Source organism: Nocardiopsis suaedae (assembly GCF_027706745.1).
Lineage (GTDB): Bacteria > Actinomycetota > Actinomycetes > Streptosporangiales > Streptosporangiaceae > Nocardiopsis_A > Nocardiopsis_A suaedae.
Genome location: NZ_JAQFWP010000093.1, coordinates 1 through 21,224, shown reverse-complemented (window position 1 = coordinate 21,224; position 21,224 = coordinate 1). Strand labels below are relative to the sequence as shown.

General features: G+C 75.7%; 19 protein-coding genes. 15 read left to right on the top strand and 4 right to left on the bottom strand.

The genetic code is table 11. The annotated features are described in order from the left end of the window. The first annotated feature begins 727 nt into the window (after positions 1–727). The 5 genes from O4U47_RS29175 to O4U47_RS29155 all read left to right on the top strand — a co-directional run bounded on the left by O4U47_RS29175 (position 728) and on the right by O4U47_RS29155 (position 5,148). Positions 728–856 carry a hypothetical protein gene (locus O4U47_RS29175; RefSeq protein ID WP_270681201.1) on the top strand — a complete coding sequence of 43 codons (129 nt, stop codon included), beginning with the start codon at positions 728–730 and terminating at the stop codon, positions 854–856. Between the two features lie 256 nt (positions 857–1,112). Continuing rightward, complete coding sequence (locus O4U47_RS29170) at positions 1,113–2,096, top strand: AAA family ATPase (RefSeq protein WP_270681200.1); 984 nt, start codon at positions 1,113–1,115, stop codon at positions 2,094–2,096. Then, positions 2,093–3,256: a vWA domain-containing protein gene (locus tag O4U47_RS29165; protein WP_270681199.1), complete on the top strand. Its 1,164-nt coding sequence runs from the start codon at positions 2,093–2,095 to the stop codon at positions 3,254–3,256. Before O4U47_RS29170 ends, O4U47_RS29165 begins: the two co-directional genes overlap by 4 nt. Continuing rightward, on the top strand, positions 3,249–4,400 hold the full coding sequence (locus O4U47_RS29160) for an XdhC family protein (protein ID WP_270681198.1): 1,152 nt from the start codon (positions 3,249–3,251) through the stop codon (positions 4,398–4,400). Before O4U47_RS29165 ends, O4U47_RS29160 begins: the two co-directional genes overlap by 8 nt. 115 nt (positions 4,401–4,515) lie before the next feature. Then, positions 4,516–5,148: a nucleotidyltransferase family protein gene (locus O4U47_RS29155; RefSeq protein ID WP_270681197.1), complete on the top strand. Its 633-nt coding sequence runs from the start codon at positions 4,516–4,518 to the stop codon at positions 5,146–5,148. 283 nt (positions 5,149–5,431) lie between these two features. On the opposite strand, the gene O4U47_RS29150 is transcribed toward O4U47_RS29155, so the two are convergent. The 4 genes from O4U47_RS29150 to O4U47_RS29135 all read right to left on the bottom strand — a co-directional run bounded on the left by O4U47_RS29150 (position 5,432) and on the right by O4U47_RS29135 (position 10,861). Next, positions 5,432–6,250 (bottom strand): hypothetical protein, encoded by an 819-nt coding sequence (locus O4U47_RS29150; protein ID WP_270681196.1) that lies wholly within the window; start codon positions 6,248–6,250, stop codon positions 5,432–5,434. A gap of 288 nt (positions 6,251–6,538) precedes the next feature. Further along, positions 6,539–9,352 carry a protein kinase domain-containing protein gene (locus tag O4U47_RS29145; protein ID WP_270681195.1) on the bottom strand — a complete coding sequence of 938 codons (2,814 nt, stop codon included), beginning with the start codon at positions 9,350–9,352 and terminating at the stop codon, positions 6,539–6,541. A 480-nt stretch (positions 9,353–9,832) separates the two neighbouring features. Further along, the gene (locus tag O4U47_RS29140; RefSeq protein WP_270681194.1) at positions 9,833–10,147 is read right to left on the bottom strand and encodes a DUF2470 domain-containing protein; all 315 of its coding nucleotides are present in this window, start codon (positions 10,145–10,147) and stop codon (positions 9,833–9,835) included. 159 nt (positions 10,148–10,306) lie between these two features. Then, positions 10,307–10,861 carry a YceI family protein gene (locus O4U47_RS29135; protein WP_270681193.1) on the bottom strand — a complete coding sequence of 185 codons (555 nt, stop codon included), beginning with the start codon at positions 10,859–10,861 and terminating at the stop codon, positions 10,307–10,309. A gap of 194 nt (positions 10,862–11,055) precedes the next feature. Here O4U47_RS29135 and O4U47_RS29130 point away from each other — a divergent pair, with 194 nt between their 5' ends. From O4U47_RS29130 to O4U47_RS29085, 10 genes are all read left to right on the top strand, one after another. Beyond that, a complete protein-coding gene (locus tag O4U47_RS29130) occupies positions 11,056–11,760 on the top strand; it encodes an SseB family protein (protein WP_270681192.1) in 705 nt (234 codons plus the stop codon). 299 nt (positions 11,761–12,059) lie between these two features. Then, positions 12,060–12,881, top strand: a complete 822-nt coding sequence (locus O4U47_RS29125; RefSeq protein WP_270681191.1) for a prepilin peptidase — start codon at positions 12,060–12,062, stop codon at positions 12,879–12,881. A 145-nt stretch (positions 12,882–13,026) separates the two neighbouring features. Continuing rightward, positions 13,027–14,205, top strand: a complete 1,179-nt coding sequence (aroC, locus tag O4U47_RS29120; RefSeq protein ID WP_270681190.1) for a chorismate synthase — start codon at positions 13,027–13,029, stop codon at positions 14,203–14,205. A 5-nt stretch (positions 14,206–14,210) separates the two neighbouring features. After that, complete coding sequence (locus O4U47_RS29115) at positions 14,211–14,741, top strand: shikimate kinase (RefSeq protein ID WP_270681189.1); 531 nt, start codon at positions 14,211–14,213, stop codon at positions 14,739–14,741. Beyond that, a complete protein-coding gene (aroB, locus tag O4U47_RS29110) occupies positions 14,738–15,820 on the top strand; it encodes a 3-dehydroquinate synthase (RefSeq protein ID WP_270681188.1) in 1,083 nt (360 codons plus the stop codon). Before O4U47_RS29115 ends, aroB begins: the two co-directional genes overlap by 4 nt. 446 nt (positions 15,821–16,266) lie before the next feature. Next, positions 16,267–16,830, top strand: a complete 564-nt coding sequence (gene efp / locus O4U47_RS29105; RefSeq protein ID WP_270681187.1) for an elongation factor P — start codon at positions 16,267–16,269, stop codon at positions 16,828–16,830. Between the two features lie 34 nt (positions 16,831–16,864). Then, entirely contained in the window at positions 16,865–17,278 is a 414-nt protein-coding gene (nusB, locus tag O4U47_RS29100) for a transcription antitermination factor NusB (protein WP_270681186.1), read from the top strand. A 161-nt stretch (positions 17,279–17,439) separates the two neighbouring features. Beyond that, positions 17,440–18,240, top strand: a complete 801-nt coding sequence (locus O4U47_RS29095) for a methyltransferase (protein WP_270681185.1) — start codon at positions 17,440–17,442, stop codon at positions 18,238–18,240. Between the two features lie 566 nt (positions 18,241–18,806). Further along, positions 18,807–20,039 (top strand): DNA polymerase IV, encoded by a 1,233-nt coding sequence (gene dinB, locus O4U47_RS29090; protein WP_270681202.1) that lies wholly within the window; start codon positions 18,807–18,809, stop codon positions 20,037–20,039. A gap of 378 nt (positions 20,040–20,417) precedes the next feature. Then, positions 20,418–20,816 (top strand): DUF3040 domain-containing protein, encoded by a 399-nt coding sequence (locus O4U47_RS29085; protein WP_270681184.1) that lies wholly within the window; start codon positions 20,418–20,420, stop codon positions 20,814–20,816. The last annotated feature ends 408 nt before the right edge of the window (positions 20,817–21,224 follow it).

Here is a 21,224-nt window from a genome sequence, read left to right as displayed (position 1 = left end):
GTTTTCGCCGAGTTGCGCCTGGTGGCCGGTATTCAGGCCCGAATACCGGCCACCAGGTGTAACTCGGCGAACGGTCCCAGATGCCGAGACGCGCAGGGGCCTGGGCGCGGGCGGCGCAGGGACCCGGCGGCCGACAGCGCTGCCGGAAGAGCCGCCGAGCTCCGTCGTCGCCGCCCCTCGCCCCGCACCCCGGTGACTCGCCGCCCGGCCAAGGCCCGGAGCGGGGCGCCAGCCGAGCCGCCCACCCGGACCGCGAGGAACCCGGCGGACGGCGAGCAGGCCTGGGGAATCGCTGGGCTTGTGCCGTCGCCGCCCGTCACGGGGACCACGCACACGCCGTGCGACCGACGACATCGCAGGTAGGGCCGCTGGTCTTCGTCGTCGCCGCTCTCCCCCGACACCCCGGCGACCTGCCACACGGCCGGGGTCCTTGAGCGGGGGACCTGCTCAGCCGCGCGCGCCCGGACCGCGAGGGGCCCACCGGACGGCGAGCGGGCCTGGGGAACCATCCCGCTTCCGCCGTCGCCGCCGAGCACGGTGACCATGCACATGCCCGCCGTCCGACAGCGTTACCGCAAGGGCCGCCGACCTCCGTCGTCGCCGCAATCTGCCCCGCACCGCGCTGGCCCGTAACCCGGCCGCGTGACCGCAGGAATCCCACGCGGCCGTCCCCGCGCCCTGGAAAACCAGTTGAACCAGGAGGCCCGTAACGGGCGTCATAGTGGGCATGGAGACCCTCACTGTGAGCATCCGGGCGACCCGGAGCGCGCGAGTCGGCGCCGACCGGGTCTCCGCCCTGTTCTGGACACTCGTCACCGTCCTCGCCCTGGTATCGCTTCTGAACGGAAACGGCTGACCCGGGCCTCCGCGGCCCCCTCGGGGCCCTCGGGGTCCGGGTCCCGGCCGCCCGCCCCTCTGCGGGCCCCGGAACGCGTGCGCGTCCGCCGCCCACTCCTGTTCCGCCCCCCGCCCGGCCTCGGCTCATGTGCGTGCGCACGAGCACCCCCGGCCCCCGTCCCGGAAATTTGGAGGTTCCTGACCTCTCCCGTTGTGGGACAGGGCACATAGCCTTGTGCAAGGAACGGGACCATCGGACGGCCCAGAGGAGGGGCATGGGGGCGATCGGCGCACCGGGCACCGGCCCGGACGACCCCGAGACCCTGGCGGCGCTGCTGGACGAACAGGGGTACCTGGCCGACGACGGCGCCGCCACCGCGTGCTTCCTGGCGCTGCGCATGGGGCGGCCGCTCTTCCTCGAAGGCGACGCCGGGGTCGGCAAGACCGAGCTGGCGCGCGCCCTCGCCGGGGTGCTCGGCGCCCCGCTCATCCGCCTGCAATGCTACGAGGGCATCGACGCCTCCCAGGCCCTCTACGACTGGGACCACCCCCGCCAGCTCCTCCACCTGCGCGCCGTGCAGGCCTCCGGCACCGCCCCGGGCGGCGCCGAGGAGCTGGAGGCGGGCATGTACGACCGCCGCTACCTGCGCGCCCGCCCGCTCCTGCGCGCCCTGGAGGAGAGCACCCCGGGCCGCCCCGCCGTGCTCCTCGTCGACGAGATCGACCGCGCCGACGACGAGTTCGAGGCGTTCCTGCTGGAGTTCCTCTCCGACTTCGCCATCTCCGTGCCCGAGCTGGGCACGGTCCGGGCCGCCGCACCGCCCGCCGTCGTCCTCACCTCCAACCGCACCCGCGAGGTGCACGACGCCCTCAAGCGCCGGTGCCTCTACCACTGGACGCCCCACCCCGCCTTCGAACGCGAGGCGGCCATCATCGCGCGCCGCCGCCCCGAGGCCGCCGAGCGCCTCGTACGGGAGGTCGCCGCGGCGGCGCAGCGCCTCCGCGACCCGGCCGCCTCCGGAATCGACCTGCTCAAACCCCCGGGCGTCGCCGAGACGATCGACTGGACCGCCGCCCTGACCGCGCTCGGCGCCACCGCGCTCGACCCGGGCGCCGCCGCCCGCACCCTGGGCGCGCTCGTCAAGCACCGCGACGACGTCGACGCCGTCCGGGAGCGGCTGTCCGTCCTGCTGAACGGCGGGGTCGCGGACGCCTCCGGCGCCGCCCCCGCCCCCACCGCCGCGAGGACACGGCGGTGACCCGCCGTCCCGGACCGGCGGCGGCCCCCGCGCCGCCCACCGCCCCGGTGCTGGGCCTGGTTCGGGCCCTGCGCGCCGCCGGGGTGCGCGCCGACACCGCCCGCGCCCTCGCCTTCACCGACGCCCTCGCCGCGGTCGACGCCCCCGCCCGCGCCGACCGCGTCTACTGGGCCGGGCGCCTCACCCTCTGCTCCACCCGCGCCGACCTCGACATCTACGACGCCTGCTTCGCCGCCTATTTCGGCGCGTCCCCGCCGGCGCCGCGACCCGTCCTCCCGGCGCCCGAGCGCCGACGGCTCACGGCACTGCTCGCCCCGGGCGGCCGGGGACCAGACGACGGCGGCGCCACGGAGGCGCACCGGCCCGCCGCCGCCAGCGGCACCGAGGTGCTGCGCACCGCCGACCTGGGGTTGCTCTCCGAAGGCGAGCGCGCCGAAGCCGCCCGCCTGGTGTCGCTCATCGCCGCCGACCCGCCCCGGCGCCCCACCCGCCGCACGGCCCCCGCCCGGCGCGGGCGCCTCGACCCGCGCCGCACCCTCGCCGCCGCCGCGCGCACCGACGGCGAGCCGCTGCGGCCGTCCTACCGGGGCCGCACCGACCGGCCCCGCAAGGTGGTCGTGCTCGTCGACGTCAGCGGCTCCATGGCGCCCTACGCCGAGCCGCTGCTCCGCCTCGCCCACGTCCTGCTGCGCGGCCACCCCGGCGCCACCGAGGTCTTCAGCGTCGGCACCCGGCTGACGCGCCTCACACGCGAACTGTCCGCCGCCGACCCGGCCCGCGCCCTGCGCGCCGCCGGGGCGGCCGTCCCCGACTGGCGGGGCGGGACCCGCCTTGGGGAGGAGCTGAAGGAATTCCTCGACCTGTACGGACGCAGGGGCGCCGCCCGCGGCGCCGTCGTGCTCATCGCTTCCGACGGGTGGGAGCGCGGCGACGCGTCGCAGCTGGGCGTGCAGATGGCCCGCCTCTCCCGCCTGGCGCACCGGACCGTGTGGGCCAACCCCCACAAGGGCCAGGCCGGCTACCGCCCCCGGGCGGCGGGGATGGCGGCGGCGCTGCCCTACATCGACGACTTCGTCCCCGGGCACAGCCTGGAGGCGCTGGAACGACTGGCGCGGGCCGTGGCGCGCGGCCGCGCCGAAGGAGGAGGAGCACGTGCGTGACATCCGCTCGGCCGTCGCGGAGCTGTACTCCGCCGGCGAGACGTTCGCGCTGGCGACCGTGATCGACACCTACCGGAGCTCGCCCCGGGAGGCCGGGGCCGCGATGGCGGTCGGCCCCTCCGGCGAGGTGGTCGGCAGCGTGTCCGGCGGCTGCGTGGAGGGCGCCGTCTACGAGTTGGCCCAGCAGGTCATGGCCACCGGCGAGCCGGTGCGCGAGAAGTACGGGGTCAGCGACGACGACGCCTTCGCGGTCGGCCTGACCTGCGGCGGCACCCTCCACGTGCTGGTGGAGCCGGTGGACCGGGGCCGCTACCCGCAACTGCCCGGGGTCATCGAGGCGGTGGACGCCCACCGGCCGGTGGCGGTCGCCACCGTCGTCGGCGGCCCGGGGCGGCTGGGCGCGCGGCGGGTCGTCCGCCCCGACGGCGCCGACGGGTCCCTGGGCGGGGCCCGCCTGGACGCGGCGGTCGACGACGACGTGCGCGGCATGCTGGCCCAGGGCAGCACCGGCATCCTGCACTATGGCGCCGACGGGCAGCGGCGCGGCGACGAGCTCGAAGTGTTCGTGCAGAGCTTCGCCCCGGCGCCGCGCATGCTGGTCTTCGGGGCCATCGACTTCGCCGCGGCGGTCGCCGACATCGGCGCCTACCTGGGCTACCGGGTGACGGTGTGCGACGCGCGCCCGGTGTTCGCCACCCCCAAGCGGTTCCCCCGCGCCGACGAGGTGGTGGTGAAGTGGCCGCACGCCTACCTCACCGAGATCGCCGACGAGATCGACGAGCGCACCGCGATCTGCGTGCTCACCCACGACCCCAAGTTCGACGTGCCGGTGCTGGAGGCCGCCCTGGACACCCGGGCGGGCTACATCGGGGCGATGGGCAGCCGCCGCACCCACGACGACCGGATGGCCCGGCTGCGGGAGGCGGGGGTGCCGCAGGACCGGCTGGAGCGGGTGCACTCGCCGATCGGGCTGGACCTGGGGGCGCGTACCCCGGAGGAGACGGCGGTGTCGATCGCGGCCGAGCTGATCCAGACCCGGTGGGGCGGCTCCGGCCGTCCGCTGAGCTCCACCTCCGGGCGGATCCACACCGAACCGCTGGCACGCCGGGCCGAGGCGGCCGGTACCGGTCAGGCCGGCGGGTGAACCCCCGCCGCCGAGCCGGGAGAACGGGCCCGTCGCGGGCGGTTTCGGGTGTCCGGTCCGGGACGGAGTCGGTGAACCCGGCGCCCGGCGCGGACGGGCATGGCATCATCGCGGCATGACCACACGCGAGCACGGCGCCGTCCGTCTCCCGATCGCCGGCCTGCTGCTGGCCGCGGGCCGCGGCAGCAGGCTCGGGCGCCCCAAGGCCACCGTGGAGGTGGCGGGGGAGCGCCTGGCCGACCGCGGCGTCAGGGTGCTGCGCGAGGGCGGGTGCGTGCCGGTCCACGTGGTCCTGGGTGCGGAATCGATCGCGGTCGAGGGGGCCGCGGAGGTGAACAACCCCGGCTGGGAGAGCGGAATGGGCTCGTCCCTGCGCCGGGGGCTGGAGGCGCTGCCCGAGGAGGTGGACGCGGTGGTGATCGCGCTGGCCGACCAGCCGCTGGTCACCTCGGCGGCGGTGAAGCGGCTGATCGCCGCCTACGCCGACGGCGCCCGCGCGGCGGCGGCCACCTATTCGGGCAACCCCCGCAACCCCGTCCTGCTGGGGCGCGAGCACTGGCCCACGGTGCACGCCCTGGCCGAGGGCGACGTGGGCGCGCGGCCCTTCCTGCGCGCCTACTCCCACCTGGTGACCACCGTGGCCTGCGATGACGTCGCGAGCCCCGACGACATCGACACCCCCGAGGACCTGGAGCGCATGCGGTCCCTGCTCACCCTGGGAGGCGACGGCCTGGCCGAGGCCTACTGACCCCGGCCGATCCACCCACGAACGACCCGGCCACCCGATTTCGACAAGACCGAAAACCCTCGGCGTCGGCCTGCCCCCGGGCGGGCCGACGCCGTCGTGTGCCGGGGCCGCAGGATCCATCCGGCCTGGACCCGAGCACGGCCGCCGGATGGGGGTGAGGGCGGCGCCGACGGAGGTCGGCGGCCGTGCCGCCCGTTGAGGGCGGGGCGCCGGCCAGGGCTTCCAGGGGGCCCAGCCCGGCATTTCGGCTCCCGGCGCTCCGCTCCCTTTCCGCGCCCCGTGCTCAGTCGTCCCAGGGGATGGCGGCGAGGATCCGTCCCCCGTGGAAACGGCGGAAAGCCGCGTCGATACCCATCCCCGGGAGGTCGAGGGTCGGGACGAGGGTGCGCCGGACGGCCCCGCGCAGGTCGGCCACCGTGGCCGAGTCCGGCACCTGCGCGCCCGCGGCGGTCAGGACCGGGTCCTCCGAGGCCCGGGCGGCCGCGGCGCTGACGACCGGCGCGCGTGCCAGGTCCATCCAGGCGCGCCAGTCGTGCTCCGGATGCCCCGTCGTGCCCGCCTTCTCCGTGAAGTCGCTCCAGAGAACGCTGAAGAAGGCACTGCTGAAGCCGTCGAAGTGTCCCTCCTCCACCGCGAACGCCGCGCTGCGGACGGCCTTCGCGAGGACGATGAACCAGTCCTCAAGAGAAGGGGCCTCGAATCGGCCGTCGAGGCTGTCCCAGAAGGAGAAGACGCCGGTCCACTCACCGCTATCGGCGGCCACGTCGACGTAATAGGCCTCGGCCAGGCCGTTGGTGTGCAGGACGCGGAAGGTCCCCGGCTCCCCGCACCGACTGTAGAAGGGGCCGCCGGGGTCGTCGTTGGCCTCGTGCTCGACGGTGAACTCCTCGTCGGTCCGGCCGCCCGGCCCGAGCGTCCTCAACCCCGCGGTCGTACGGAGGATGCGCCGGACGTGCTCGGGCACGGGGACCTCCCAGCCGTCCATCACGGCGTCGGTGAGGCCGGGGAGGAGTTCCACCCGCCCGTCCGCCGCGGCCTCGGCCGTGCGGAGTTCGGCGACGACCCGCCCTGGATCGGGCCGGGTCGGAGTCTGCGCGGTCATGCTGCTCCCGTTCCCTACTGTGTCCGTGCGTCTCGGCGGAGCCGGACCGTTCCGTCCCCGCTTCCGCGCGCATCCTGCCACGGTCTGAGGACGGCGAGGGGGAGGGGACCACCCATGGACGGGGACGGGGGTCGGCGCACGGTCTCCGGGGCGCGAAGGCCCGCCGCCCGAGGAAGAGACGCAGTGGGGCGTGTTCGGCGAGCGGACGCGGCCCGATGCCCTGTTCGGCGGTCCCGGAGACCCGCCCCCGGGGCAAAGCGCGCCAACGCACAGGGACATCCGGAGGCCTCAGCCCAGCAGGCCGTCCAGGGGGATCAGGATCCCCGCCCCCAGGGTCAGCAGGCCGCCCGCGGCCAGCAGGACCAGCATGGCCACCGACCCCGCCACCGCCAATCGGTAGGCCCCCAGCTGGGTGCGGGCCTTGCGCTTCTTCGACGCGGCCGTCCTGCCCAGCAGCACCAGCACCACGGCCAGCACCAGCGGCGACCACCACTGCACCGCCGCACCGCCCGGCACCAGGCCCGCCAAGGCGGACGCCCCGTCGGCCACGGCCGTCACCGGGGCGCTGTGGCGGAACCCCAGCAGCCCCTCGTACAGCCCCAGCACCAGGTCACTGGAGGGGAAGAACCCCTCCGGCGGCAGCACCGCCCGGCCCGCCGCGTCCAGCAGGCCCAGCAGCGCCGCCGGGTAGGCGAAGCGGCGGCAGCGGCCCGCGGTCATCGCGCGTTCGATCTGGCGCAGGCCCTTCGCGGTCTTGTCGGGACGGCGGTCCTGCCCCTGCGGCCCCTGGGCCGGGCGGTACCGCGCCAGCGGGTCGTTCGGGTCGTAGGGGGGATAGGGCTGCCGCCCGGCCTGGCCGGGGCCCTGCTCACCCGGCCGCTGCCACGGCCACGCCCGCCCGGGGCGTGCCTGCCCCTGCCGCCCCGCCTGGCCGGGGCCGCCCGCCTGGCCCTGTCCGGTGTCCCTCCCGTGGGTCAGGCCCGTCAGGTGGCCCCGAGCCGACGCCAGGGCCGCGCCGCTCTTGCGGCGGGCGCTCTGCCAGCGCTCCTTGCGGCGCATCCGCCCCTCGGCCTGCTCGCGCCTGCGCGCCTCCGCGCCGACGGCGGTCGCCACCGGCGTCACCAGGTCCAGCGCCACCAGCGCGGCGTTGGTGGCGATGTCCCCGGCCGCCCCCGCCAGGGCCGACCGGCGCAGCTCCCCCCACCAGCCGGCGTGCCAGGCCGGGCCCCGCTGCGCCGGGTTCCACGCCTGCGAGCGCAGCCACCGGCGCTCCCGCGCCGCCGCCTCCGGGTCCAGCACCAGTTCGGCCGCGTGCGCCCACGCGCCGTCCCAGCCGTGCCGGTCGACCCCGGAGAAGTCGCCCGCCCCCTGCTCCTCCAGGCGCCGCACCGACGCCCCGGCCTCCCGCATCACCCGCGGCACCTCGTGCTGCACCCGCTCCAGCAGGACACAGCGGTGCGCCCCTTCGGCGTGGCAGCCCGGGTGGCCGCACCAGTGCCGGGCGGCCAGGCCCACCGCCCCGGTCTCCACCGCCTCGCGCAGCAGCGCGTGGCGGGCCCGCTCCCCGGTGGCCAGCGCCAGCACCCCGTCGGCGCTCACGTCCAGGCCCCGGTAGCGCGGCGTCATGCCGGGGATGTAGTGCGCGGCCAGGGCGCTGATGGCGGCGTGCGCCAGCTCGGGCCGGTCCTGCAGCGCCGTCAGGTGCTCCCGGTCGAAGGTGTAGTCGTTGACCTCCCGGTCCAGCCAGGTGCGCAGCGCCGACCAGTGCGTGCGCAGCCACATGGCGCCCTTGTCGGACCGGTCCAGCAGGTCGAAGGCGAGGCTGGGCGGGTCGGCGTGGGTGGTGTCGGCGAACACGATGGGCGCGTTCCGGCCCGCCCGCGCCACCTGCGGGGTCTCCCCGTCGAGCCACCGCCGCACCTCCTCGGCGCCCCACCGCTCGGCCGGGACCGGCGCCAGCAGCCCGCGCACCAGCAGCCGCCACCGCTCGTCGGCCACCGCCGACACGTCGATCTCGTCGGTGCGGGCGGTCAGCCAGTTCTCCCGGCGCGGCGGGCGCCGCCCGGCCACCATCTCGTGCGCCATCACGCCCAGCGACCACCAGGCGGCGGGCGCCTCCCTCCGCCCCTCCACGACCTCGGGGGCGGCGTACTCCTCGGTGACGGCGAGCGTCCCGTAGACGCGGCTCATGGTGGCGCGCACCGCCCCGCCGAAGTCGGTCAGCGCGAACACCGGCGGGTCCGCCGACCGGATCAGCAGGTTCTCCGGCTTGACGTCGGTGTGGTTGTGCTGCAGCTCCTCCTGCCAGTGCCGCAGGCAGTCGGCGACCGCCCCGACCAGCTCCCGGGTGCGCGCGTCCTCCAGCGGCGCCCCCTCCAGCAGGGTGCGCAGCGACCCCTCGGGGAAGTACTCCTGCGCCTCCCAGGCGACCTCGTCGCCCCACGTGCTGCCCGCGTGCCCGTACCCGTGGATCGAGGGCGCGTGCGGGTCGGCGGTGCCGCGCGCCCGCAGCCGCTCCAGCAGCTCCCGGTTGATGTCGTGGCCCGGCCGGTACACCTTCAGCGCCAGTCGGGTGCGGGGCCCGTCCCCGGCCGGGGCGGCGGGCTCGGCCAGGTAGACGACGGCCTCCCCGCCCGCACCGATCCGCCCCAGCACCGTGTAGCGGCGGCGCAGGTCGGCCGGGACCGCGTAGTCGAGGTCGCCCGCCGGTCCGACCACCACCCGCGCCACGATGCGCGCGAACCAGGAGGAGACGGCGGCCACGGCCCGGCGCCACCACGTGGGCCGCCCCGCCTGGTGGACGGCGGTCGCCGCGGCCCGGTCCGGCCGCCGCGCCGACGGCCGCCCCTGCCTGCTCCCCGACGGCCGTGCCGACTGGCGGGGCGCGGACGCGCGCGCGGTGCGCGCCGTCGGTCCGGTGGGGGCAGCCGGGGAGGCGCCGTCCTGGCGGCCGACACGGACCGTCGGCCCGGTCTCGTCCCCGCCGGGGCGCAGCACACGGGTGACCCATCGGGTCTTCTTCTCCGCGACAGGGTCGAGCCGGGTGGTCGGCGCGGCCGGGTCGTGAGGGGTGTCGGGGTCGCTGTGCTGCGGATCGGCCATCGTGCGCGCGGCGTCCTTCGTCTGCGGTCGGGACCGGACCGGAAAGGCCCGGGATGGGGGACTCGGCGCCTCCCACACTAGGCGAGCCGCGACCGCGGGACGGGGGGACCGATGCCCCATTCTTCCCTTAGTGGTGACACGGGCCACACGCGTCCCCTCCGCAGCGGTCCGCGGCGCAAGGGGGGAAGGGGAAGAGGCGGAGCGAAGGCCCGGCAGAGGAAGCAGGGGTACGGACGCGGGCCGCGTTCCGCGGAGTGGTGGAACTTTGGCGGCCGCACGCCAACGGGCAGGACGCCGCTCAGGGCGCACAGGCCCTCTTTGGGGCCTGCGGCCTCACGCCGGTGCGGACACCTCCGGCCCGAATCCCCGAGATCAACGCCCGAAGAGGGCCGGGCCGACCGCCCGGGACTGGCTGGACTGGTCCGAGGGAAATGACACCGCTCCAGCGGACACGACCGGAACGCGGCGCACAGCGCGGCGTCAGTGCTCCGCGTGCGGCTCCACGCCCAGGCGCTCGCATGCCTCCTTGTACATGCGCACCACTTCGCGGCGGATCTCGGCGCGCTCGGTCAGCCGCTGCGACCACGGGATGCGCACCGCGACCTCCTCGCCGCCGACCTCGGCGGCGTACTCGCCCGCGACGTCGTCCAGACCCGTCATCCGGGCCGCCGACGCCTCGGGGACCCCGCCCAGCGCGCGGCAGATCAGCAGGGTGTCCTCGGCGTGGTCGTCGTTCATGTGCGCGGTGACGGCCCGGACCACCTCGGGCGAAAACGGGGAGCCTTCGGACGGCACGGTTGTCCTCCCTGGGGATCGGCGGGCCCGACCACCGGCGGCCTGGACACCGGCGGGCGCGGCACGGGTCCGGGGCCCGCCGCCTTCGGACGGCGCCCCCGGACCGGGTTCGCTACGAGGCTATCGGCGCGCCCCGCCGCGCCGCCCCCGAACCCCCGTTCACCCCTCCTGCAGGGTGAACTCGGCGTCGATCTCGATGTTGATGCGGTCGCCCACCACGACGCCGCCGCCCTCCATCGGCATCTCGATGTCGACCCCGAACTGCTTGCGGCTGATCTGCGTCTCGGCGTGGAAGCCCGCCCGCTGCATCCCGAAGGCGTCCTTCAGGGCCCCGTTGAACTCCAGCGACAGCTCGACCGGCTGCGTGGTCCCCTTGATCGTCAGCTCGCCCGCGAGCAGGAACTCCTCTCCCGACGGCCGCAGCCCCGTGGACACGAACGTCCACTCCGGGTAGGCCTCGACCTCGAAGAAGTCCGCCGACCGCATGTGGTTGTCGCGCTGCTCGTTGTCGGTGTCGACGGAGGCCGGGTCGATCGTCGCCCGCACGCTCGAGGCCAGCGGGTCCTCCGGGACCGTCAGGACCGCGTCGAACGAGTCGAAGCGCCCCCGCACCTTGCTGACCATCATGTGCCGCACCGTGAACCCGACCATCGAGTGCGCAGGGTCGATCCGCCACGTGCCCGGGTACAGCCCGTGCTCCGGCGTCTGCGTCATGGATACCCCCTCGTCCCTGCCGGTGGACGCCACCGGCACCGGTGTTCCGATTGTGCAGGAGCGACCTCCAAGGCCGAGTAATCCGAACGGCAACGGCGCCTCGCCTACCCCGGGGGTGACTTCTGACTCGCCCCCGCGCGCGAACCGCCGTTCGGCCGCCGTGCACCGCGCGCGTGTGGGTAGAGTCGCCAGTCGTGACGAGACCGACCATCACCGGCGCCCAGCGCTACCGAGACGACGACGGTTCCGCCGACCCCGAGGTGGCGGCCCGCCTCGAGGCCCACTCCCGCGGGGAGGTCGGCGACCGCCAGGTGCTGTCCGCGCTCGCCCCCTCCCGCCTGCTGGTTCCCGTGGTCGCCGTCGCCACGGAGGAGGGTGAGGGCGCCGGCGGGCTGACCGTGGACAAGCAGAGCGAGGTCGCCCTCCCGGTCATGGTCGGCAAGGACGGCCGCCGCGGCGTGCTCGCCTTCACCAGCGTCGACGCGGTGAAGAAGTGGCGCGAGGACGCCCGCCCGGTCCCCGTGCCCACCGGCGAGGCCTGCCGCGCCGCCGTCGACGAGGGCGCCGACGCCCTGGTGGTGGACGTGGCCGGGCCCTTCCCCTACACCGTGCAGGGGCGCTTCCTCAGCGTGCTCGCCGAACGCGGCGAGGTTCCCGAGCCCAAGGACGACCCGCAGGTGCTGGCCGTCATCTACCGGATCACCCACACCGAGTTCGGCATCGAACGGGTGCGGGTGCACGCCTCCGAGCGCGGCGACATCGGGGTGCGCCTGGAGCTGGACCGCCGCGACGACGCCCAGCTGCGCCGCGTCGCCGAGCGCCTGGCCTCCGAACTGGCCCCCATGCTCCCCGGCGGCGTGGAGCTGAGCGCCGTGGTGCGCGCCCGCAAGGACGGCTGAGGCCCGAGCGGAGGGCCCACGCCCGCCGGATGCGCTGACGGCCGCGCTCCGCGGCATGGCGCCTCCCCCCGACCGGGCCCATACGGTCACCGTGCCCCTCGACCGGGGCCTATCTCCCTGTCCGGAGCACTGACCGGGAACCCTCCCGTCCATGCGGAGGAACCGGCCCCCCGACCGCCTTCTCCGGCGGGGGCGACCGACGGCGCCTGCGCCCTGCGGCGCGCCCGCCCCCGCCCGCCCGTCCCCGCCCCGTCGCCGCGCCGGAGCGGGCGCCGCCCGGTTCCGGTAGGTTTCCGGGCATGCCCACCCCCCTCGACATCGCCCTGGCCGTGGTGCTCGCGCTGGTCGGCGCCGCCGTCGGTGCCGCGTCCGGGCGGCTGGTCCGGCTGTTCACCCCGCACGACCCCGAACCCGACGACGAGTCCGGCCCCCCGCCCCCGACGTGCCCGCACTGCGACGCGGCCGTGCCGTTCCTGCGCGCCCTGCCCGTCCCGGCGGTGCGCGGGTTCGCGCTGCGCGGCGCCTGCCCCGGCTGCGGCCGCGCCCTGCCGGGGTCGCCCCTGGTGGCCTGGGGGACCGCGGTCCTCTTCGGCGCGGTGGGCCTGGCCGCAGGCGCCGCCGAGGGCCGGACCGCTCCGGTGGGGGTGGCGGCGATGCTGTTCCTGGCCGCCGTGGGCATGGTGCTGGCCGTCGTGGACGCCCGCGTCAAGCGCCTGCCCGACGTGCTGGTCCTGCGCTCCTACCCGCTCGCCGCCGCGCTGGTCGCCGCCGCCGCGCTGACCTCGGGCCCCGACTGGGGCGGCCTGGCCGGCGCGGCCGCCGGCGCCGCCGGGCTGTTCGCGTTCTACTTCGTGCTCTGGTTCATCCACCCCGCGGGGATGGGGTGGGGCGACGTCAAGCTGTCCGGGCTTCTCGGCCTCTACCTGGGGTGGCAGGCCGGGTTCGGGGGAGTGGTGTCGGGCACTCTGCTGGCTTTCCTCTTGTCCGCCCTGGTGGGCGTGGTCCTCATCCTGCTGAGGCGGGCCACCCGCAAGACCGAGATGCCGCTGGGGCCGTTCATGATCGGCGGAGCCCTGGCCGTCGTACTGCTCGGCGACCCGCTGGCGGTACTGACCGTCTGAGGCGCGCACCCGGGGCCGGACACCCTCAGGGCGGCACCCGGTGCCCGCGCGCGCCGGGGCACCACGGCCCTGAACCACGGCCCCGACTTGACGCGACGGCACCTCCGATGTGTGGTCCGCCCCCGCGCCGTGGGAAGATCGTGCCATGTTGCGCTGGCTGACCGCGGGTGAGTCCCACGGGCCGGCCCTGGTCGCGATCCTGGAGGGCCTCCCGGCCGGCGTGTCCGTCTCCTCGGACGACATCGCCGCCGCGCTGCGCCGCCGACGCGCCGGGTACGGCCGGGGAGCCCGGATGAAGTTCGAGCAGGACGAGGTGCGCCTCATCGGGGGCGTCCGGCACGGCCTGACCCAGGGCGGGCCCATCGCCGTCGAGGTGGGCAACACCGAGTGGCCCAAATGGGAGACGGTGATGTCCCCCGACCCGGTGCCGCCCGAGGAGCTGGAGGGCGCCGCGCGCAACGCGCCGCTGACCCGCCCCCGCCCCGGCCACGCCGACCTCGTCGGGATGCAGAAGTACGGGCACGCCGAGTCGCGCCCCGTGCTGGAGCGGGCCAGCGCGCGGGAGACCGCCGCCCGTGTCGCCGTGGGCGAGGTCGCCCGCCGCTTCCTCGACCAGGTGCTCGGCGTGCAGGTGCTGAGCCACGTGGTCGCCATGGGCCCGGTCGAGGTGCCCGAGGGCACCCAGCCCGGCCCCGGCGACCTGGAGCGCGTCGACGCCGACCCGCTCCGCGTGTTCGACCCCGAGACCAGCGCGCGCATGGTGGAGGAGGTCGACGACACCAAGAAGTCCGGCGACACCCTCGGCGGCGTCGTGGAGGTCCTCGCCTACGGGCTGCCGCCCGGCCTGGGCAGCCACGTGCACTGGGACCGCCGTCTTGACGCCCGCCTGGCCGGTGCCCTCATGGGCATCCAGGCCATCAAGGGCGTCGAGGTCGGCGACGGCTTCCGCACCGCCGCCCGGCGAGGGTCGGCCGCCCACGACGAGATCGAGCCCGGCCCCGACGGGGTGCGGCGCCGCACCAACCGCGCGGGCGGCGTCGAAGGCGGCATGACCACCGGCGCGCCGCTGCGGGTGCGCGCCGCCATGAAGCCCATCGCCACCGTCCCGCGCGCGCTCGACACCGTCGACGTGGCCACCGGCGAGCCCGCACAGGCCCACCACCAGCGCAGCGACGTCACCGCGGTGCCCGCCGCCGGCGTCGTCGCCGAGGCGATGGCCGCCCTGGTCCTCGCCGAGGCCGCGCTGGAGAAGTTCGGCGGCGACTCGGCCGAGGAGACCGCGCGCAACCTCACGTCGTACCTGGACGCGCTGGAGATCACCTGAACGCCATGAGCACACCGATCACGGTCCTCATCGGACCGCCCGGGGCGGGCAAGAGCACCGTCGGCGAGGCGCTGGCCCGCCGCCTGGGCGCCGAACTGCGCGACACCGACACCGAGATCGAGGCGCGCGCCGGAAAGGCCGTCGCCGACATCTTCGTCGAGGACGGCGAGGAGGCGTTCCGCGCCCTGGAACGCCGGGTCGTCGCCGAGACGCTGGCCGAATGGGACGGGGTCGTGGCCGTGGGCGGCGGCGCCGTCCTCGACGCCGACAGCCGCCGCGGCCTGGCCGAGCAGCACGTCGTCTACCTCCAGGTGGAGTTCGAGGACGCCGCCAAGCGCGTCGGGCTGAACCAGGCCCGCCCGCTGCTGGCGGGCAACCCCCGGGCCCGGCTCAAGCGGCTGCTGGAGGAGCGGCTGCCCGTCTACGAGGGGCTGGCCACCGCCACCGTCTCCACCAGCGGCCGCCACCCCGAGGAGGTCGTGGACGCCATCGTGGAGCTGCTGCCCGAGCGCGGCCGGAACGGGGGCGCCCGGTGAGCGCGACCCGCGTCCACGTGGCCGACCCGGCCTCGCCCTACGACACCGTCATCGGCAGCGGCGTGTTCGGCGAGCTGCCCTCCCTGGTGGGGAAGCGGGCCGAGCAGGTCGCCGTGGTGCACCCGCGCGGCCTGGGCGAGCTGGCCCGCCCCGTGGTCGGCGCCCTGGAGGCCGCCGGGTACCGCGCCCACCCCATGCCGGTGCCCGACGGGGAGGCCGCCAAGGACGCCGCCGTCGCCGCCGAGCTGTGGTCGCGGATGGGCCGACTGGGCTTCACCCGCACCGACGCCGTGGTGGGCGTGGGCGGCGGCGCCACCACCGACCTGGCCGGGTTCGCCGCCGCCACCTGGCTGCGCGGCGTGCGCTGCGTCCTGGTGCCCACCACCCTGCTGGCGATGGTGGACGCCGCGGTCGGCGGCAAGACCGGCATCAACACCCCCGAGGGCAAGAACCTCGTGGGCGCCTTCCACCCCCCGGCCGGGGTGCTGTGCGACCTGGCCACCCTGCCCGGGGTGCCGCGCGCCGACTACATCGGCGGGCTGGCCGAGGTGGTCAAGGCCGGGTTCATCGCCGACCCGGCCATCCTCGACCTGGTGGAGGACGACCCGGAGGGCGCCACCCGCCCCGACGGGCCGCACACCCGCGAGCTCATCGAGCGCGCGGTGGCGGTCAAGGCCGACGTGGTCTCCTCGGACCTGAAGGAGAGCGGGCGCCGGGAGATCCTCAACTACGGGCACACCCTGGGCCACGCCATCGAGCGCGCCGAGAACTACACCTTCCGGCACGGGTACGCGGTGGCGATCGGCATGGTCTTCGCCGCCGAGCTGGCCCGCCTGCACGGGCGCATCGGGGACGACCTGGTGGACCGGCACCGGTCGGTGCTGACCTCGGTCGGCCTGCCCACCGGCTACGCCGCCGAGGTCTGGCCGGAGCTGCGCGAGGCCATGCGGGTGGACAAGAAGACCCGCGGCGCGGTGCTGCGCTTCATCGTGCTGGACGGCCTGGCCGAGCCCGGCCTGCTGGAAGGGCCCACCGAGGAGATGCTCGACACCGCCTACGAAGCGGTCGCCGCCTCCTGAGGCGGGCCGCCGGGTCCCGGCCGTCCTTCGGCCGGTCGCCGGACGGCCCGCGCAGACCGCCTGTGCGCGGGCCGAACCGCCGCTGGAGGGGCCGGAGTCCGGTAGGCTGGCCCGGTCGGGTACCGCTGGACAGGCGGGAACGGAGCCTTCGGGTTCGAATGCCCGTGGAGACCGCGTGGGACCGGCCGCGGCGCCGGTCACCGGTCGACGAAGCGGGAACCCACCGAGACCCGCGCCTCGCGGGTGGGGGGAATCCCGGTTCACCAGGACCGGGAGGACGCCCATAGACTGCCGTGTACGAACCGGCGCACGGCGCCGCCCGGGCGGGAGCGACCCGCACCGGCGGGCGGCGGCCCGAGCCGGACGGCCGGACCGCGCCCCGCGGTCCTCCAGCGCACCGGCGCCGGAGGACCGGGCCCCACCGACCCCTTGGAGAGACGACCGAAGTGGCCACGACGAACGACCTGAAGAACGGCATGACCCTGAAGCTCGACGGCGGCGAGCTCTGGAGCGTTTTGGAGTTCCAGCACGTCAAGCCCGGCAAGGGGGGTGCGTTCGTCCGCACCAAGCTGAAGAACGTCACCTCGGGCAAGGTCGTCGACAAGACCTTCAACGCCGGCACGAAGGTCGAGACCGCCAACGTCGACCGCCGCGACATGCAGTACCTGTACCACGACGGCGACTCCTTCGTCTTCATGGACAACGACACCTTCGACCAGGTCAACGTCCTCCCGGACGTCATCGGCGACGCCGCGAACTACCTGCTGGAGAGCGCGATCGCCACGGTCGCCACCTACGAGGGCAACCCGCTCTACGTCGAGCTTCCCGCCGCCGTCGAGCTGGTGATCTCCCAGACCGACCCGGGCGTGCAGGGCGACCGCTCCACCGGCGGCACCAAGCCCGCCACCCTGGAGACCGGCGCCGTCGTCCAGGTGCCGCTGTTCATCACCACCGGTGAGAAGATCAAGGTCGACACCCGCAGCGGCGACTACCTGGGCCGCGTCAACTGATGCGGGACGTGGACGGCGAACGGGGGGGACGGCAGTGAGCGGCGCGCGGCGCAAGGCCCGCAGACGGGCGATCGAGGTGCTCTACGAGGCCGAGCTGCGCGGCGCGACGGTGCCGGAGGTGATCGAGCGGCGGCGGGCCCAGCCCGAGCCGCCGATCAACGACTTCACCGAGCAGCTGGCGGCGGCGGTCGACGAGCACCGGCGGCGGATCGACGAGCTGCTGGACGAGTACGCGATCGGCTGGACGCTGGAGCGCATGCCGGTCGTGGACCGCAACATCCTGCGGATGGGCGCCTACGAGCTGCTCTGGGCCGACGACATCCCCGACGGGGTGGCCGTCGCCGAGGCGGTGGCCGTGGCCAAGGAGCTGTCCACGGAGGAGTCGCCGACCTTCGTCAACGGACTGCTCTCGCGCCTGATGGAGAACAAGGCCCGGCTGGCCCTGTAGGGCGCCCGCCGCGCCGGGCGGCGGCCGGGTACCGACGGATCCGGGGCGGGGCCCCGAACGGCGCACCCGGCGGGAACCGGGACGGTAGGGTCCGGGACCGGCGCCGGTGTGCGGCGCGCCGGGGGGCGCCCCGGGGGAACGTCCCACGGGAAGGGGACTGCGTGAGCGAGAAGGCGGTCGGCACCGCGGAGGGCGAGGCGGCGCGGGCCGCGGCCCGGTCGGCGCCGTGGACGGCGCGCAGCGCCGTGGTGTGGGAGGCCCTGCGGGAGCTGCTCGCCGAGCTGGGCGGCGGGGACCGCCACGACGGCGGACCGCTGCGCATCGTGGACGCGGGCGGAGGCACCGGGGGCGCCGCGGTCCCGCTGGCCGCCCTCGGGCACGAGGTGACCGTGGTCGAGCCCAGCCCCGACTCGCTGGCGGCGCTGGAGCGCCGCGCGGCCGACGGTGGAGTGCGGGTCCGCGGCCTGCAGGGAGACACCCGCGACCTGGCGTCGCTGCTCCCGGCGGGGGACGCGGACCTGGTGCTCGTGCACAACGTGCTGGAGTACGTCGACGACCCGCGGGCGGCGTTGACCGACGTCGCGGCCGCCATGGCCCCCGGCGGCGCGGTGAGCGTGCTGGCGGCCAACGCGTCGGCCGCCGCGCTGCACCGCGTGCTGCAGGGCGGGGTCGCCGAGGCGCACCGGATGCTCCAGGACCCGCAGGGGCGCTGGGGCGAGGCCGACCCCATGCCGCGCCGGTTCACCGCCGACGGCCTGGTGGCCCTCGCCGCCGCCGCGGGCCTGGAGGGCCCACGCGTGCGGGGCGTGGGCGTCTTCTCGGACCTGCTGCCCGGGCGGGCCTACGACTCGGGCACCGTGCAGGAGGAGGAGCTGACCGCCTTGGAGCGCGAGGCCTCCGCCCGCCCCGAGCTGGCGGGGATCGCGACCCAGCTGCACGTCGTGGCCCACCGCCCCGGATAGGGCGGGCGCCAGGGCGGTCCCCGCTCCGCCCGGACCTCTGATCCGGGCGCCTCAGCCGGTCCCGGGGCAACGAGGGTGCACCTTCGACCACTCTCGTGCGCCTGGTGTGCACTTCTCCGCCCCCTGGATGCCCGCCCCCGCGGTGTGCCCCCGCACCGCCGCCGGGGGCGCACCGGCCCGCGGCCGCCTGGGCGCGGGCGACTACCCGCCCGTCCCCGTCGCGCCGCCCACCTGAACCGCGAGGAACCCGCCGTCCGGCAGGCGGGGCCGGGGAACCGCCCGGCTCTCGCCGTCGCCGCCCGTCACGGTGACCATGCCCACTCCGTGCAATCGACGACGCTGCCGGAAGGACCGCTGGCCTTCGTCGTCGCCGTCCTCACCCGTGCACCCCGCCGACCGCCGCCCGGCCGGGGCCGGGAAGCGGGGGACCTCCTCGTCCGCCGTCGCTGTCCCCCGCCCTCTGCTGGTCGGCAGCGCCGGCCGCACCGTCACGAGCCGGACTCCCCTGCGGGCACACTGGACACATGAGCCGACGGCAGCTTGAGCGGGGCGAGCCCGTCCGGGGGATGGTCGGCGCCGACGGCATCGAGCCGCTGAGCGCCGCCCGGCCCGAGGACGAGGACGACTGCGGCATCCTCCACATCGACATGGACGCCTTCTTCGCCAGCGTCGAGGAGCTGGAGCACCCCGAGGTCCGGGGCGGCCCCGTGATCGTCGGCGGGACCGGCCCACGGGGCGTCGTCTCCTCCGCCAACTACCTGGCCCGCACCTTCGGTGTGCACTCGGCGATGCCGATGGTGCGCGCGCTGCGCCTGTGCCCCGACGCCGTGGTGTTCCCGCCCGACGGCGCCGCCTACCGGCAGGTGTCCGAAGCGGTCATGGACGTGTTCCGGTCGGTGACCCCCGAGGTGGAGCCGCTCTCCCTCGACGAGGCCTTCCTCGACGTGTCGGGGGCGCGGCGGCGCCTGGGCGGAGCGGTGCGCATCGCCGAGCACATCCGCGGACGGGTCCGCGCCGAGCAGCGGCTGACCTGCTCGGTGGGGATCGCCTCCACCAAGTTCACCGCCAAGCTCGCCTCCACCCGCTGCAAGCCGGACGGGCTGCTGCTGGTCCCCACCCGCAACGTCACCCCCTTCCTCGAACCCATGCCGGTCGGCGCGCTGGCCGGGGTGGGGGAGAAGACCGAGCGGTCGCTGGCCCGCCTGGGGCTGCGCACCGTCGGCGACGTGGCCCGCGTGCCCCGGGACACGCTCCGCGCCGAGCTCGGCCGGGCCCTGGGGGAGCAGCTCGCCGACCTGTCCCGGGGGCGCGACCCCCGCCCCGTGGTGCCGACCTCCCCGGACAAGAGCATCGGCGCCGAGGAGACCTTCCCCTCCGACGTGGACGACCCCGCGGCGATCCGCCGCGAGCTGCTGCGCCTGTCGGAGAAGACCGCCCGCCGGCTGCGCGCCTCCGGCCAGGTCGGGCGGACCGTGGTGGTGAAGCTGCGCCGGGCCGACTTCACCACGGTGACGCGCTCGCGGACCCTGCCCGACCCCACGGACGTCGCGCGGGACATCAGTGCGGTGGCCCGCGACCTCTACGCCGCCGCCGGGATGGACCGGGTGCGGCTGCGCCTGGTCGGGGTGCGGATCGAAGGGGTCATGCCCGCCTCCGAGGCCCACCACCAGCCCACCCTGGACGAGCCGGAGCGGGGCTGGCGCGAGGCCGAGCGGGTGATGGACGCCGTGGCCGAGCGGTTCGGCAGCGGCGCGCTGCGCCCGGCCAGCCTCGCCGAGCCCCGGGACGATGAGGAGTGAGGCGGATCCGAATGCGGAAGGGAACGGAACTCGGCACTTTCACGTCGGACCATACGTTCAGCCGACACCGGGCGTTCGTCCGTCCGACGACGTCCGATCGGCCCCGGATTGCCGGGCGGCGCCGGGGGAACAATGCAGGAACACCCGGCGGTCGGTCCGGGCCGGATCGCCCACAGGGCCGGAGGAGCAGTGGAAGCGGGGTGACCGTACCGGTGTGGAGCTTAGACGGTGAGGGTAATGTGACCGATGTGGGACGGCTACAGGCTCAGCGCTTCTTTCCAGTAGGCGCCAAGGCACCGTATTCTGGGCATATCACTGACCAACAGACCGTCGTTCAGTACCCGTCGCCCCAACCGGGGACTGTCTTTGGGAGGCGCCGTGCCGCTCTCTGAACACGAGCAGCGAATGCTCGACCAGATCGAGCAGGCGCTGTATGCCGAGGACCCGAAGTTCGCGAACACCGTTCGACACACGAACCCCGCGGTCCACTACAAGCGCTGGATCATCAAGGCGTCCATCGGCTTCGTCCTGGGGATCGCCGTCCTGATGGGCGGAATGATCCTGCAGCAGCCGGCGGTGGGCGCACTGGGGTTCCTGATCATGCTCGCCTGCGCCCTGTGGGGGCTGTCGGGCTGGCGCAAGGGCTCCGGCGGTAACGAGAGCGGGGGGAGCGCTCCCCAGGGCCAGCAGCAGGCCAAGCAGGCCCGGCAGCAGAAGCCCGGCATGATGCACCGCTTCGAGGAGCGCTGGCGCCGCCGCCAGGAAGGCGACGGCTGACCGTCCGCCACGGCGCCGCCGCCCGACTGCGGCCGGTACCCACACCGACGGGCCAGTCTGCGTAGCCGCAGCTGGACGACGACGCGAGAAGGCGCGCCCGACCCACAGGGGCCGGGCGCGCCTTCTCGCGTACGCGGTCCGCGTCCGGGAGGTGGGCCGAGGAAGGGGCCTGCGGCGGTGGCCCCCCTGTCGCCGCCGCAGCGCGCGGTGAAGCAGCGCCTCAGGGCCGGTCGGGTGGGAGGACCTCCCCTCGCCGGTCCCGGCGCCGTCCGCACTCCGAGGGCCGCGCACACGCCGTGCAGGGGCCGGTGCAATGGCGGCCGTCCACGTCGTCGCCGGGGACTCCCGGGCGGGCCCTAGGGCGTGTTTCTCGGAGGCTTTTCGATCAGCGAGCGGCCGTCCCGGGCG